At 56.5% G+C, this 13,926-nt stretch carries 19 protein-coding genes and 1 pseudogene; 5 read left to right on the top strand and 15 right to left on the bottom strand.

Annotated elements, in window-relative coordinates; all coding sequences use genetic code 11:
- On the top strand, positions 1–228 hold a 228-nt coding region (locus AC1RTQ_RS08335), incomplete at its 5' end, for a hypothetical protein (RefSeq protein WP_492874983.1).
- Positions 229–622: 394 nt separating this feature from the next.
- Here the strand turns inward: AC1RTQ_RS08335 and AC1RTQ_RS08340 are convergent.
- The gene (locus AC1RTQ_RS08340) at positions 623–1,078 is read right to left on the bottom strand and encodes a site-specific integrase (RefSeq protein ID WP_492874984.1); all 456 of its coding nucleotides are present in this window, start codon (positions 1,076–1,078) and stop codon (positions 623–625) included.
- Between the two features lie 51 nt (positions 1,079–1,129).
- Positions 1,130–1,924 carry a site-specific integrase gene (locus AC1RTQ_RS08345; protein WP_492874985.1) on the bottom strand — a complete coding sequence of 265 codons (795 nt, stop codon included), beginning with the start codon at positions 1,922–1,924 and terminating at the stop codon, positions 1,130–1,132.
- Between the two features lie 318 nt (positions 1,925–2,242).
- On the opposite strand from AC1RTQ_RS08345, the gene AC1RTQ_RS08350 reads away from it, so the two are divergent.
- A complete protein-coding gene (locus tag AC1RTQ_RS08350; protein WP_492874986.1) occupies positions 2,243–2,851 on the top strand; it encodes a DUF4337 domain-containing protein in 609 nt (202 codons plus the stop codon).
- A gap of 6 nt (positions 2,852–2,857) precedes the next feature.
- On the opposite strand, the pseudogene AC1RTQ_RS08355 reads toward AC1RTQ_RS08350, so the two are convergent.
- Positions 2,858–2,959: pseudogene (locus tag AC1RTQ_RS08355) on the bottom strand (IS5/IS1182 family transposase); the annotation flags it as partial.
- Positions 2,960–3,551: 592 nt separating this feature from the next.
- On the opposite strand from AC1RTQ_RS08355, the gene AC1RTQ_RS08360 reads away from it, so the two are divergent.
- Positions 3,552–3,695 carry a hypothetical protein gene (locus tag AC1RTQ_RS08360; protein ID WP_492874987.1) on the top strand — a complete coding sequence of 48 codons (144 nt, stop codon included), beginning with the start codon at positions 3,552–3,554 and terminating at the stop codon, positions 3,693–3,695.
- 120 nt (positions 3,696–3,815) lie between these two features.
- Here the strand turns inward: AC1RTQ_RS08360 and AC1RTQ_RS08365 are convergent, their stop codons facing one another.
- From AC1RTQ_RS08365 to AC1RTQ_RS08375, 3 genes are all read right to left on the bottom strand, one after another.
- Positions 3,816–3,992, bottom strand: coding sequence for a hypothetical protein (locus AC1RTQ_RS08365; protein WP_492874988.1), 177 nt, complete (start codon positions 3,990–3,992; stop codon positions 3,816–3,818).
- 42 nt (positions 3,993–4,034) lie between these two features.
- Positions 4,035–4,490: a universal stress protein gene (locus AC1RTQ_RS08370; protein WP_492874989.1), complete on the bottom strand. Its 456-nt coding sequence runs from the start codon at positions 4,488–4,490 to the stop codon at positions 4,035–4,037.
- Between the two features lie 164 nt (positions 4,491–4,654).
- Positions 4,655–5,113: a universal stress protein gene (locus tag AC1RTQ_RS08375; RefSeq protein ID WP_492874990.1), complete on the bottom strand. Its 459-nt coding sequence runs from the start codon at positions 5,111–5,113 to the stop codon at positions 4,655–4,657.
- 242 nt (positions 5,114–5,355) lie between these two features.
- On the opposite strand from AC1RTQ_RS08375, the gene AC1RTQ_RS08380 reads away from it, so the two are divergent.
- On the top strand, positions 5,356–5,913 hold the full coding sequence (locus AC1RTQ_RS08380; RefSeq protein ID WP_492874991.1) for a DUF1003 domain-containing protein: 558 nt from the start codon (positions 5,356–5,358) through the stop codon (positions 5,911–5,913).
- A 115-nt stretch (positions 5,914–6,028) separates the two neighbouring features.
- Positions 6,029–6,454 (top strand): hypothetical protein, encoded by a 426-nt coding sequence (locus tag AC1RTQ_RS08385; RefSeq protein ID WP_492874992.1) that lies wholly within the window; start codon positions 6,029–6,031, stop codon positions 6,452–6,454.
- Between the two features lie 59 nt (positions 6,455–6,513).
- On the opposite strand, the gene AC1RTQ_RS08390 is transcribed toward AC1RTQ_RS08385, so the two are convergent.
- The 9 genes from AC1RTQ_RS08390 to AC1RTQ_RS08430 all read right to left on the bottom strand — a co-directional run bounded on the left by AC1RTQ_RS08390 (position 6,514) and on the right by AC1RTQ_RS08430 (position 13,913).
- On the bottom strand, positions 6,514–7,302 hold the full coding sequence (locus AC1RTQ_RS08390; protein WP_492874993.1) for a Rha family transcriptional regulator: 789 nt from the start codon (positions 7,300–7,302) through the stop codon (positions 6,514–6,516).
- A 373-nt stretch (positions 7,303–7,675) separates the two neighbouring features.
- Entirely contained in the window at positions 7,676–9,421 is a 1,746-nt protein-coding gene (locus AC1RTQ_RS08395; RefSeq protein WP_492874994.1) for an ATP-dependent nuclease, read from the bottom strand.
- A 23-nt stretch (positions 9,422–9,444) separates the two neighbouring features.
- On the bottom strand, positions 9,445–9,987 hold the full coding sequence (locus AC1RTQ_RS08400) for a hypothetical protein (RefSeq protein ID WP_492874995.1): 543 nt from the start codon (positions 9,985–9,987) through the stop codon (positions 9,445–9,447).
- Positions 9,988–10,140: 153 nt separating this feature from the next.
- Entirely contained in the window at positions 10,141–10,662 is a 522-nt protein-coding gene (locus AC1RTQ_RS08405) for a hypothetical protein (RefSeq protein WP_492874996.1), read from the bottom strand.
- A 147-nt stretch (positions 10,663–10,809) separates the two neighbouring features.
- Entirely contained in the window at positions 10,810–11,220 is a 411-nt protein-coding gene (locus tag AC1RTQ_RS08410) for a LexA family protein (RefSeq protein ID WP_492874997.1), read from the bottom strand.
- A gap of 296 nt (positions 11,221–11,516) precedes the next feature.
- Complete coding sequence (locus AC1RTQ_RS08415) at positions 11,517–11,858, bottom strand: DUF6616 family protein (protein WP_492874998.1); 342 nt, start codon at positions 11,856–11,858, stop codon at positions 11,517–11,519.
- 10 nt (positions 11,859–11,868) lie between these two features.
- Positions 11,869–12,642: a DNA alkylation repair protein gene (locus AC1RTQ_RS08420; protein ID WP_492874999.1), complete on the bottom strand. Its 774-nt coding sequence runs from the start codon at positions 12,640–12,642 to the stop codon at positions 11,869–11,871.
- Complete coding sequence (locus tag AC1RTQ_RS08425) at positions 12,639–13,133, bottom strand: MarR family winged helix-turn-helix transcriptional regulator (RefSeq protein ID WP_302090433.1); 495 nt, start codon at positions 13,131–13,133, stop codon at positions 12,639–12,641. The genes AC1RTQ_RS08420 and AC1RTQ_RS08425 overlap by 4 nt, the downstream gene beginning before the upstream one ends.
- A gap of 99 nt (positions 13,134–13,232) precedes the next feature.
- Positions 13,233–13,913, bottom strand: a complete 681-nt coding sequence (locus AC1RTQ_RS08430) for a hypothetical protein (protein ID WP_492875000.1) — start codon at positions 13,911–13,913, stop codon at positions 13,233–13,235.
- Positions 13,914–13,926: the final 13 nt, after the last annotated feature.

A 13,926-nucleotide genomic window follows, 5' to 3' on the forward strand; every position in this document is an offset into this window, starting at 1 on the left:
AAGGCGAGCAACACCACCGACATCGCCAGCTTTGCGGCGCCCGGTGGCACCACCGATATCAAGGCCAAGGGCGGCTACACCGCGACCGAGATGGCTGCCGGTGCCAGCTTGCAGATCAACCCGCGCACCAGCATCTATGGTGAGTTGGGCAAGCTGTGGGCCAATGGAGGCGACAGCCGGGTCAAGAGCGGGGTGCAGGCCTCCATTGGCGTGAAGGTGCAGTGGTAAGCACAAGTGCGTAGCTTTCCTGCAAAAGAGCCTACGTAACAGAACAGAGGCCCACAGTCATGATGGCTGTGGGCCTCTGTTTATATTGTCAATATAATAAGTAAATCTGACGCTGGACAAATGCTTGTATGCGTTCTGCGATGCCTTGCAGCCTCGTCTAAATCGGTTCATATTTTCCTGACGCGTATCAGGTATCGTGCAGTCATGGGGCTTCGATGACCAGGCAGAGTAGGGTGGCAGCCAGTATTGAAGCGTCAGGGGAGTTTTCTGGGGGGTTTAGGGGGAGCGACGGGAATTGAAATGATGTCGCTCAGAGGTAGAAACACTCCACTACACCCCCTTAAACCCCGGTCTGATCGGTTCGATTCCCATCGCCTGCTCAAGATTTTCTCTTCTAAGAACAAAGACTTATCACAATCTTTGTTTTTTTGGGGGGGTGCTCCAGGGGGGCGATAAAGGGCTCCAGCTTCGCCTGCTCTATATCCCTCTGACCGTCGTCCAGCCACTTGGAATAGACGTTCAAAAACATCCCCACTGAATGCCCCATCTGCTTGGCTGCATAGGCCGGCGTGGCTGCTGCCATGAGCAGCATCGTCGCATAGGTGTGGCGCATATGGTTGGGCGGGCGGTAACGAATGCCCAGCGCCTTGAGCATCGGCACCCAGAAGGGATTGCGAAACCGCTTGTCGTCTGCCCAGGGCTCGCCATGTGTCGGGTCGGCGAAGATCGTTTGCGAATCCTTGGGCGCGGCCTGGCTCATGATGTAGCTGGCCAGGCTGCCGAGTTGTGCCCTCGGGGTCTGCTCCTTCTGCCTTTCCAACGCATCCAGAGCCCGGCTGTTCAAGCTCACGAGGCGGGTCTTGTCGGTTTTGGTCTGCTTGCGCAGGCCTTGACGGCCGCCTCATGGATCAGCACCTGCTTTTTGTTTCAGTCGATGCTGTGCCGGCGCAGGCCTGAGAAGAATCGAAATACGATCAGATTGGCGGCCGTGGGCGCAAACTTGGCACGCGGCGTAGCCGATGATCCTCTCGACTTCCTCGCGGTCGAACGGGGCGGGCGGCTCCCGCTGCCACTTGGCGCTGGGGACTGCCGCGACCGGATTCTCGGTCAGCAGCTTATCGAGCACGGCCAGATCCATCGCCGACCTGAGGGCCGACACATAGTTGTTGACGGTCTTGCCGCTCAGATCCGGCTGGGTCTTGATGGCGCGAAGAATGTCCGAGTGCTTCAGGGCGGAGACCTGCTTCTCGCCAATGAACGGCTTCCAGAATTTGACCGCGCTGAGGTAGCCAGCCAGTGTCGAATTCTCTGCCACCTTCACGGACAACCAATGATCCGGCCAGTGATCCAGCTGGTGCGCCACGGTCGTGCCGGCAGCCATCGTGCCGCCCTCCGGAAAGTACTCACGCATCACAAAGTTGATTGATCGAGAGCGCTGATCGCATCGCACGCTGCGTTGAAGCACCGGCTGGCTCCTGGCTGCGCGCCGCCACCCTTGCGCAGTGAATGACGCTGGCATGCGCCTCGCTGCGTGGCGGGCGACAGGCCCGCGTGTGGATGCGGGCGCGCTCCAGCTCCACCACCAGGGCGGCGCCGGGCAGCAGCGCTGCATGGTGTGTTTGCCAAAAGCGCCGCACAGCGCCGTGCTGGCCTGCGGCGGGGTGTGGCTGAGGAAAAGCGTTCCGGTATGGCGCATGCGTGCCTCCTGTCTCTGCTATGAGAAAAGCCCGCCAGGTCTGGAACCTTGCGGCTTTTGTTTGGGTAGTGATTTCTCAATTTATGAGCGCGCCGCGCTTGCTCTAGCTGCGTTTGAAAGTAGTTTGCTGCCGATAGCATTGCTGGGCTGGCGGTAGCAGCTTTGCTTTCCATAGCACGCAGCAGGCGGCTGCGCTGGCGGTCTTGGCGTTGCAGCTCTAGCAGCACGGTGTCGATGGGGTGTCGGCTCTCATGCCTTGGGCGGCAGTCATACCGGCCCCATAATGCGCCACCCATTGCTATCAAGAATTTGGCACCTATGTCTTCCAACGGTTTTCACGTCCATGGCCCGCACGATCACGAACTCGAACATGCCGCCCAGGGCGAACATGGCGCAACCGCCCACCACGGCATCGGCGGCGGCAGCCTGACCAACCAGATCGCCATGTGCACCGCTGTCATCGCCACGGTGGGCGCCATCTTCTCGTACATGGGCGGTGCGACCCAGGCAAATGCCGGACTGTACAAAAACGACGCAGCCATCAAGAAGACCGAGGCGGCCAACCAGTGGGCCTTCTACCAGGCCAAGAGCACCAAGCAGTCGCTGTCCGAGTTCGCGCGCGATCTGGTGGCCACCGAGGACAAGCGGGCAGCCTACCAGGCCAAGGTGGAGCGCTACGAGAAGGAAAAGGATGACATCAAGCGCGATGCCGAGCGTCTGGAAGCGGAGGCTCGGCAGTGGGACGAACAGTCCGAGATGCAGATGCATCTGCATCACCGCTGGGCACAGGCCACTACGGCGCTGCAGGTCGCCATTGCCCTCGCCGCCATTGCACTGCTGACCAAGAAGAAATGGCTCGAATACGGGATGCTTGGCGTGGCCTTGCTCGGCCTTGGCGTGGGCGGGCTGGCGATGCTGCATATCTAAGAGGGTCTACGATCTGCCATGCAATAGCGCCTGGAATGAGAGATAGGCGAGCAGCAGGCTGCTGCTGAGCAGCCGCTCGCAGTTCTTCTGCCTCCGGCGATTTTTCTCCGGTCACACAGAGCGACACTCGGACAGCCTCATCAGTTCGTCGCGGTCTGAGGTGTCGGTCATCAAGACTCCTTGGTGATCAAAAAAGCCCGCAGGGTCTGGAGCCTTGTGGGTTTTTGTTTGGATAATGGATTATGAATTTGTGAGCATGCTACGCTTGCTCTATATATGTTTGAAAGTAGTTTGATGCTGATAACATTGCTGGGATGGCGGTAGCTGCTTTGTTTTCAATAGCACTTAGTAGACGGCTGCGCTGGCGGTCGCGGTGCTGTAGCTTTTGCAGCACGGTGTCTATCGGACGCATCGGCAGGAGATCCCTAAATCCAGGTGGCCCAGCTCGGCAAAGCCATGGTCAAACGCTTCGGCGGCGCTGCGGGCAATGTGATGGATGGAGGCGCAGCCGCATTTCAGAACAAAGATGCGCATGACGGGTGCTCCTCGAAAAGCGGCAGGTTCAGGTGGTTGGTGATGCCGGCGCGCGCGGTTGATGGTCATCAGGGGCGGGCCATGCCAGCTGGGGGGCCGTGGCTTGCCGGCTGCAGTTGCCTGCTCGGCCGCAATGCGTGCGCGGGCTTTGGTGAAGGTGTCGGCAATGTTGGTGCTGGCCGAATTGCTTTACTGGAATGCCGCGCTGGTGATCGGCACGCCGGGCAAGGTGGGGCGAGCTGCTTGCATGGGTTCTCCGGTTGGGAGCAAAGAAAAGCCTGCTCATCGGTTGCTGGTGGGCTTGTGGTGAAACAGCGAAGTGCTTCAGAGGCTGGCCGCAGTGGTGGTGTTGGGGCGCTCCTTAGTTTCTGCCTTGCGGAAAGGTGGGGCTGGCCTTGACCAGCTCCAGCAGCCTCTGCATGAAAGCTTCCTATTCGTCGATGCCACCCGCAACGCCCAGCTTGCCCGTGACGCCGCTGCCTGCCGAGATCTCGCAGATCAACACCAGCGACTCGCAGCCCTTGCTGGCCAAGGCGCGGGCGTGGTTGGCCAGCTTGTCGGACTGGTCGTACGGCGAGACGCCCAGGTCGCCGCCCTGAAAGGGCAACTGCAGGTAGACCTGCAGTTGCTGGCGACCGATTGACCAGGCTTACTCTTTGACCACAGGCCTGTGCACCAGCACCGGAATGCCGCTGTTCACCAGCACGCGCTGGGTTTCGCTGCCCAGCAAAATGCCGGCAATGCCCTTGCGGCCGTGCGATGCCATGCAGATCAGATCGCAGTGGCTTTGCTCGGCCTGCTGGATGATGGCCTTGTGCACCGAGGCGTTCATGGCTCGTGCCGTCCTGCAGTACACCCCCTCGGCCCTGGCAATGTCCTGCACCTCTTGCAACACCTTGTCGGCCGTTCTCTCGGCGTCCTTGTTCAGGTCGTTGGTGCTGTATGTCATCATCGCCTCGCCGGTATACATCAGGGCGGCATAGTCTGGCATCACATACAGCACCGTCACCTGGGAGTCTTGCTCCTTGGCAAACTGCATGCCCGCACGCAGCGCGGCTTCGGAGAGTTTCGAGCCGTCCGTAGGAATCAGAATGTGCTTGAACATTTTCAGCCTCCTTGCGCGCCAGCGCCTGTGGGGTTGCCACGCAATCCGAACGATTGCCAAACCCATACTCACACTCCGGGATGGCTAATGCAACACCCAGAAGTAGGTATTCAGGCGGTTTTTTTGATGGGCAGGCAAAGGCCTGAACTTCAGTGGAAATCGGCTTAGACCTCTTTGACCACAGGCCTGTGCACCAGCACCGGAATGCCGCTGTTCACCAGCACGCGCTGGGTTTCGCTGCCCAGCAAAATGCCGGCAAGGCCCTTGCGGCCGTGCGATGCCATACAGATCAGGTCGCAGTGGCTGTCCTTGGCCTGTTGGATGATGGCTTGGTGCACCGAAAAGTTCATCGTCCGCTCCAACTTGCAGTCCACGCCCTCAGCCTTGGCAATCTCCTGCACCGCCTTTAGCACTGTGTCGGCCGTTAGCTCGGCGTCCCGGCGCATCTCGCTGGGGTTGTAGGCCACCATCCCCTCGCCGCTATACATCAGGGCCGAATAGTCCGGCATCACATACAGCACCGTCACCTCGGAGCCTTGCTCCTTGGCCAGCTGCAAGCCTGCACGCAGCGCAGCTTCGGAGAGTTTCGAGCCGTCCGTAGGAATCAAAATGTGCTTGAACATATCCAGCCTCCTTGCGCACCAGCGCATGTGTAGTTGCTGATCAACCCCAACTTAACGATTGCCGCAACCAATACTCACACTCCGGGGCGGCCATTGCAACACTTGGCGTCAATATTCAAGCATTCGCCGCTTGTGCTTGATGCCGCATGTCGGTGGCGGCGGCGCGACAGGGCGCAAGGCAAGTGCCAGGGTTGGGTAGCATGGCGGCGATGTCTTCATCCTTCGGATGACAAGGAACTCCCATGCTCAACACGGATACCGTTGCGAAGAGGCTGTTTGGCGCCTCCGCAGATACCTTGGACGCCAGAGCGCTCAAGGTCGCCCAGCACATTGCCCGGCGCAAGCACATTTCACGCAATGTGGATCAGGAGCTGGATCAAACGCCGCCCACCCTCGGCCAGCGCGCGGCAGATGCCGTCGCCACCTTTGGCGGGTCCTGGACCTTTGTGGCGCTTTTCTGCGCAACCATGGTGATATGGGTGGGCCTCAATGCTCTGCTGCTTTGGGCGCGCGGCTCCACGTTCGATCCGTATCCCTACATTCTGCTGAACCTGTTTCTGTCCATGCTGGCCGCCATACAGGCGCCCATCATTCTCATGTCGCAGAACCGCCAGGCAGACAAGGACCGCATTCGCGGCGAGCATGACTACGAAGTCAACCTCAAGGCCGAGCTCGAGATCATGCTGCTGCACGAAAAAATCGACGAACTGCAGAAAACGCAATGGAGCGAGCTCATCACCATCCAGAGCGAACAGCTGCAGCTGCTGCGCCGGCTGGCGGACGGGCAGCGATCCGCATAACTGCGCAGGCTGTGTGCGTGCTGGGGCGCTTGCCTGCGCCCGCGCATCCGCTGTACAGATCGCCATCAACGGGTGGGGCGGTAGTACGATTCTCCCATCGCAACTTGGAGTAGGTATGGGTAAATCGACGTATCGCGCATTGGTGATTGCTTCGCTGGGCATCTCAATCCTTGGAATGCTGGCGGAATATGGTTTTGACCTGGTACCCCATGAGCTGACCGATCTATCCCAGAGCCTTTTGATGCAGTCAGAGGTCGGCCCCACGGACTGGATCTTCTTGCTGGCGCTTTCGGTGCTCGTGGTGCTTGGCCTCATTTCCTTTTACGGGCTGCTGAGGTTCAGAGCATGGGCACCTCGGTTTACCCTGTGGTCTTCTGTGGCAACCCTAGTCGTCACATGTTTCACCCCGCCGGTTGTGCTGTCCGGCCTGGGGTACTCCGCATCGGCCTTGGCCTGTGTACTCTTTGGCGCGGTGCTGGCTTTGCCCTACTACTCTCCTGAAGTGCGAGAGCTGTTCTGGCCCACCACGCCAGAGGCCTGAACAAAAGCCCCTGCCAGGGGCTTTGTGCATGGCATAGCGCTTCGGATGACCCAAGCAGACTACCTGAACGACATGCGCAGCAGGCCTGCATCGGGCGCAGGGGGCTGCTTGGCTGAAGGGGCCGGTGCTTGCGCAGGGCGCTGGCCGGGGGAATTACCGGGGTAGATCGGCAGCGTCACCTGCTTTTCGCGGTGCTGGGCCCGCTGTGTCAGCCGCTGTGTGCAGGCCGTTGCCAGTGTGGCCAGCTGGGCATCGGTCGCGCTCATGATCTCGCCGTCGGCAATGCGCTGCGGCAGGCTGCTGAAGGACACCACCATCTGGTCTGTCGCAATCGGCTGGGCATGGGGCAGGGTGGGGCGGCCCTGGCTGTCGTAGTTCAGATTCAGCAAGTAGCGGCTGTGCTGCCAATCGTCTGCATCGCCCTGCATCACCGCATTGAACACCGTGCGATGCACCTGCGCTGCGGCCTCTGCGGCCAGAGCAAAGGCCAGCTCCATGCGCTGGGTGTCTGCCGGCTGGTGCAGCGCGGCTTCCATGTGGTTAAAGGCGTCGATATAGGCCAGCTTGAAGGCCAGCGCCTTCTTGCCCGTAAAGCCCATGGCCAGCAGCGTAAAGCCGTCGCGGGTCAGGCGGTAGGCGGGGCGGCTTTCGCCTTTTGCATCTGTGTACTCAACCAATCGGAAATCCGATTGGTGCTCGTGAGGCAAGTCTAGGAGCAAAGCGCGAATGCGCTCCATGACGTGCAGATGCTGCTTGCCGAAGTGCGAAGCGACTTCGTTGCTGGTGGTGCAAGGTTGTCCGTCAACGAGCGTGACGGCGGGAGAGAAAGCCAGATTGGACTTGGACATAGTGGCGCTCCGTGATGAGACTTTAAGGGCCTATCGCAGCGTTCTTACGCACTGCAATAGGCGGCCGGGAGGTTAAGAACCTAGATCACGCTAGGCGGACTTCTTCCCCTTGCGGGTCTTGTATCCGTCGCCCTCCCGGCCATAAATCAAGCGTCTGCAAGAGTGCAGACGTGCAATGTCCGGGCACAAAAAAACCGCCAGTTATCGGATGCGGTTCTTCCGCGTGATCTTAGGAGTTCTTACGCTCCACCTCTTGCGAGGCCTGTTCAGTATAGCGCGGGCTTGCATGCAACGCAAAAAAGCCCGCGAGAGGCGGGCTGTAGTTGCAAGCGTTGGAGATATGTTTTTGCACTGTTGGTGCGCAATCTCTTGTTCAAGAAATCCGTGTGGCAGGGTTCGATTCTTTGATAAATAGAACCAATTTACTTATTTGCTTTTTAAGATCAAATATTTCTAGATTGGGCTGGAATTTTTGCGTGATGCTATGGGCTACATCTGTTTTGGATGCTTGAGTATCCGAGCCGCGCTCGCCTTTTATTTTTAAGCAATTATCATATTTTTCAAAATTTGAATTGAAGGTGCAATTGGGTGCTGCAGCTTTAATGCCTAATTTAAGTTGTTCTTCAGATAAATAGTTTTCAATCTCTCTGCCTGCGGTGACCCACGAGAAACCAGGACCTTTGTCGAACTCTGTTATTAATCGTTTCTTTGTTTTATTGAGTTGACTTTGAGCTACTGATTTGTCGCTGTCAATAACTATGACGCCTCTTTTGTTTAATTTTCTTAGGGAAATGAATTCGTCAAGAGCTATCTCATTTTCTTCGCCGGAGAGATGAGAAAGTAATCTTCCTCCATAAAACATTATGGAATAGTGGATCCCTTCAGAAAATTCAGGTGCAGCATGCTGGAGCCAATATTTTATATATATTCTATCTGATGGACCTTCAACCCAAATGACACAATTCGTTTGCAATAAATCTGAGGGATGGTATCCAAGATCTTCACAAGCATCAGATTTATTTCGGTCTGATGTGGCTCTGGTTACTTTGGATTCTCCATCTTTCTGAGTGATGTGATAAATTTCCGCACCGCGCGTATCCATGATAGTTGGTGAGTGCGTTGTAATAAAATATTGATTTGATGTATTGTTGCTTAGGTATTGAAGTAGCTTGCGTTGAAGTATTGGGTTTAAATGAAGCTCTGGCTCCTCAATACAAATAATAGTATCACTTAATGTGGTAGCTGCTGCGGCAATGATAATGACTTCGTGTACGCCTGTGCCAAGAGATTCTAGTGGTAGGACTTTTTTGTCCATATGAACAAGAATAGTGTCCTTTTTGTGAGGAATTTCAATGGTTGCATCACTTCTGTCTAAGACAGTTTGAACAAATGAATTTATATCTGAGAATTTTTTTTTCAGATGCTGATTGTGTACATCAGGATTCTGTAGTTTAACTAGATCTTCAATAATTCCTGCTCCATCAAGGCTTGATGGAGTTTCGGAGTTTCGTATGAGAATCTGTCGAATAGCAGGCATGAAATGCGAATCAGATCCTTTGACTGCTGTGTGAAGCCTTTTTGCTGTTTCAGGTTCCCAGTTGTAATCCCGACTACCGCCACCTTGGTTGGTTAATTCTGACCATAACTGTTGCAAATGATTATGATGTATTGTTTTAACCGATGTGAGCCATGAATCTGTGATGTCTGAACGACTATCAATATTTCGCAAGCTCCAGCATAAATACGTATTATCAAGCGTTGATTTATTTTTTATTGTTTCAGCAATAATTTTTCTGGATTGATAAGATAATTTCGGATAAGCATCTTTATTAAATCTGAAGTTTATGTCACTGGCTAAATCTTCATGGTTGAAATTTCTATAATCATCTGCAATACCGATTATGAATGGGTCGCCACCAGGGAGATGCTTGTTTAATGGGTCATAGGTTATTCCTTTTTTACCATCTATATTTGAATATATTTCATTGATAAAACGTAAAATATTCGATTTGCCACTGTTGTTCCTGCCAATGAATAAATTTATTTTTCCGAATTTATCGAAATATTGAAAAGACCCGAAGCTTCTATAGCCGCCAATGGCTAAGTTTTTTAGTTGCATTTTTTATTAAAAATTAATATTGATTAGCATCTAAGCCGATATTGCTCATCCCGTGCGGACTTTCTCTCCCTACGCACCCAATCCAGGTCGTAATACTGGCTGCCTGCTCGCCCCATGCTATCCAGAGCTTTGACGCGTTCTTCCAGCGCATCGCAAACTTGTTTTTTGCCGGGCTCGGCGGGTTGCGCAGGGCGGTTTTGATAAACAACCGCAGGGGCGGAAGTATTGCGCTGGGTTTTGCGCCACTGGGCTTCGGCTTGGGCTACTTTTTGATCCCATGGCAGGCCGGAGGGAACGGTTTCCGTGCGCTCCAGAAAAGCGTTGTGCTGGCCGCACGAATGGCTGCTCCAGAACAGCCCGCCGCCATGGCCTTTGCACAGATAAACGGAACTGCCCGAGTGGCCGCTGTGCAGGGTGGTGGTTTTGTCTTCCACCACTTTGCCGCCCTTGCATGCCTCTTGAGAATAGGTGTTGCCGCAGCGATAGATGGGCTGCGCTATGGCTGGAGCAACAGCGGTGGCTGGCAGCAAAAATGCTGCGGCAGTCAAGGCAAGCAGAAAATGCATGCGAAGCATTATCTGTAAAAATTAGTTACGAGTGCATTAGCCCCAGCCCGCAGTGCGATGTTGGGCCACTGAAATAAACCAAAGAAAAAGGCAATGTAGAGAGCTACATTGCCTTTGTGCGTTAGCAGGTGCTTTTGGGGCGCTAATCAGATTTCAACGGTAGTTGCCGGGCTGGGACGCCGCTTGTTGCTGATTGGCAAGGAGCTGGGCGGCTAAATGGCTTCTCAGCACTTGCTCCAGCGCGGGAGAGGGCGTCTCCGGGTCTGGGGTTTTGCCGAAGGCCAGCAGATTTCTGGTGAGCTGCACGGGGGTCATCAAGATTCCCCAAGGCAGGCCCCACCAGCCTAGAAACAATGAAAAGACCGTGTCACCGATTTTTTGCTTGGTGCCGCATCGTGCGCAGGCCACCAGCGGCCTGCTGGACCACGATGTCATCATGACGGCGGAATACACACGGTAAGAGGTATGCACATCCACTGGGCCGGGCCCGTCGCACTTGGGGCAGTTGCCTTTGTGCACCCGAAAGATATGGGCCTGCACATCGGCGGGGGAGAGCTGGCTGGCAGCTTCGGAAAGTCGCCCTTGGTGCTGGCATTTCTCATTGCAGTAGCGAAGGTCGCCGTCTCGCTTTCCGCCAAAAAGAATTCTGGTATTGCAGTACGCGCATGAAGCCATTCAATCTCTCTCAGTGTTGTTATCGCGCCTGATTAAACCAAATATCGCCGGTGATCACCCATCTAAATTAAGCAGAGATGATTCGTGTATCAAATGCGCCTGGCTCCTGGCTGCAACGGCGTGTTGAATTGGTTTTTCATCAAGAGGTCAAAAGGCAAAGCGCTTGATGCAGCTGGTGACGACACCCCATATTTCCAGCGTCTGTCCTTGCTGCGGCACGATGTCGGGGTAGGTGGGGGCGCCTGCCTTGAGCTTGCAGGTGTCGCCATCGCCCTCCAGCACTCTGATGACGAGTTCGCGTTCGACAAGCGCCACGACAATGCTGCCATTACGGGCGCGCAACTCCCTGTCCACCACGACGATATCGCCGTCATCGATGCCGTGTTCTTGCATGGACGGGCCGGCCACGCGCAGCACAAACGTGGCCTTGGGGTGCGTGACCAGCAGGTCTGTAATATCCAGCCGCTTGCCTGCAAAGTCATTGGCGGGCGAGCCTGCGCGCGCGCTGCGATCAGCCAGCGGCAAAGTAACCGGGGACGCGATCAGTTGGACGGGCATACCACTCATAAGACGATGACTGTGCATATGTACAGTGTAGCGGTTGATGAGGCTCAGGTGTCATGAATCCACGCTGATGTCGCATGCTTTCCAATCGATCCAGTACCCGGTTCTGTGCGGAGCCGGGGATCCAAGTTGAATTGCACACGCTGTGCCGAACGCTGGCCAGCCCGCAGTGTTGACTGTAGAGGGCGGCCATTAGCGGGCATTAGCGTGCATTACTAGGCATTAGCGGGCACTAGAAATGACTAGCCGCATGCATTGCAGAGCACAACGGCATGATCCGAAAGACTGCGCTACGCGGCGGCAGCTAGAGCAGCCAGGTGAATATCCGCTGCCCCTGCAGTACTGGCTGCATTCACATGGTCAAAGTAATCGTACCAGCCGCTGGCTTTGATGCCCGCAAGCAGGGCGTCTCGAGCGGCCTGGTCAGGAAAGCGCCAAATACCAAGGAATGTATGTGCGGTTCCTTGGTCGATGTTGGAGTCCGTTTCTGCCAGAGAGAGAACTTCGACACCGAGGCTGGAGAGTTGATTCAATGCGAGTCCGATGCCGTCAAGAAAGTGTTGCCTTTGTTCGGCAGGCAGTGCGAGCCAAGCTGAATTGGGAGTGTAGAGCTCTACGAGGTAATGAGACATGGTTCCACTTTCACTTGAGATTGCGCAGTGCGCGTTGACATATACGGTGTGTGGCGGCGGCCTGAGAGCTTTGAAGCCATTGGGCACAGATGTCACGCACCCAGGTTGGCTGGTCCTTGGCGGCATCGTTGAGCCAGTTGGCGACCGAGTCCTGCACGTAGACCGAAGGGTCGCTCTTCAGAGCTGAGAGCAAAGGCAGCGCTTGTTCGGGCGAGCGTTTGAGCTGTGAGATATGCGTGCTCCACACCCCGCGGGGACGCAAAACCTCGCACGCGAATCGTCGGATACGCTCAGAAGGATCTTGTGTCCATGGCATCAGCTGTGCGATAGCCGCAGCCAGGTCTTGCACCAGGTGCGGTCGCATTGCCATCCAGGCCCATTCACGCACACCAAAATGGGCATCGTCTGCCAGCGGGTGCATTGCGGCCAGCCGTACACCGAGATCCAGGTGAGGCTGCGCACCGATCATGAAACACGCCCAGCCTCGTGCCATATCGGCGCGGTGCGTTTGGCACTGTTCGATGCCCCCAGTACCCAAGTCCTGCAGCAAGACTGCGCCGATACGGGCCATGCGTTTGAGCACACCCAGTTGGCAGGCTTCATCGATCGTGTTCAATGCGTGAGCCGTAAGTGCCGGAAAGAGTGTTCGGGCCAGTACGGCCTGGTCGACTGCCAGGCATTCAGCCAGCGTTGCACATTCCAACTCCCCGTGCGATAGCGCATGCAGAACGTCCCGAGGAATGTCAACGGTGCGCGTCGCACCCTTGCGGACTTGATCCTTCATGATTCAACGTCCGATTGAGGGCCTCGCACTTTCTCCAGCAGCGCTGCCAGCTGCTTTCGTTCATGTGCAGACAGGTTGCCAAACAGGCCTGCGATCCACCGGCCATGCTGGTCGATAACGGTACCGGCGAGCTGTTTTCCTTTTGAGGTCAGCCGAATGCAAAGTGCCCGGCGGTCTTCAGCGTTGGCCTGACGTTCAATCAGACCTTCGCGCTCCAGTCCGTCTAGCAGGCCGGTCACTGTGGCGCGGGTGACGCCAGCCTGTTCGGCCAGCACGTTGGGTGCGAGTCCGTCAGGCGCCACATCGAGAAGGAACAACAGCACAAAGCGCCCCTCAGACAAGCCATGAGGGGCCAGCAAAGCGGCGCAGTCGCGGTCGATGTTTGCAGCCATCGACAGCACTTGAAAACACAGCTGGATGCCATCCACATCAGGAAGTTTGCGTCGTTGCGCTTCTTCAATTAGCGCCTGGTACTTCTGTTCAAGCTTCATTAGTTAGCCAAAATATAATATGGTGGCTAATTATATGGGCAAGTTCACTTCGTGAGTAACAGGCGCTTGTGCGGGCCGAAGCCCGCGCGTTCATCCCGCTCAGTTGGTCGCGAAACAGTACATCAGCCCGGCGCTGCCGCTTTGCTGGAGCTGCTCGACGCTGCAGCCGCGCGTGCCGTGCGATGAGTTCCACGAGGCGTTGGTCACAGGGTCTGGGTTGGTGCCTTGGTGGTCGTGGTGGCCCACGATGGCAGAGCCGCCGTCGCTCTTGGTCCAGTTGCCGCAGGTGGTGTCCTTGCCGGGCTCCGGCACGGCCAGGGTGCCGTCAGGGCGCGAGCCGGTCAGGATGTCGTGGCGGTTGACCTCATCGCCAAAGCCCGAGACGACTTCGCCCTTTTCGGTCAGCGAGGTGTCTTTGCCGACCTTGGCATTGGCGCTGTGCAGGTCGGCCACGCTGGTGGCAATGACCACGCCCTTGGCGTTGCGCCACGGGCCGTTGCCGATGCGATCGCGCGCATTGATGGCCGGTTGTCCGCTCAGGGCAGCATTACTCAGGTAGGCGTGCCAGGTCTTGTTGCCTGCGCCAACGCTTGCGGCCAGCGACTGGCAGTAGCGGTCGGCCCCGGCCAGCCCGCCCAGGTCGCCGCCCTTGCCGGGGTTGGTGCTGGTGATGAAGAAGCTCATGGGGTTGCCGCCCGACGACCCCATGGCGCCGCAACCCACAATCAGTGCGGCAGCCGCAAGGGCGGTGCTGGCGGAAAGAACCAAACGACGGGACATGGCAGGCTCCTGA

The organism is Comamonas sp. GW821-FHT11H03 (genome assembly GCF_058807955.1).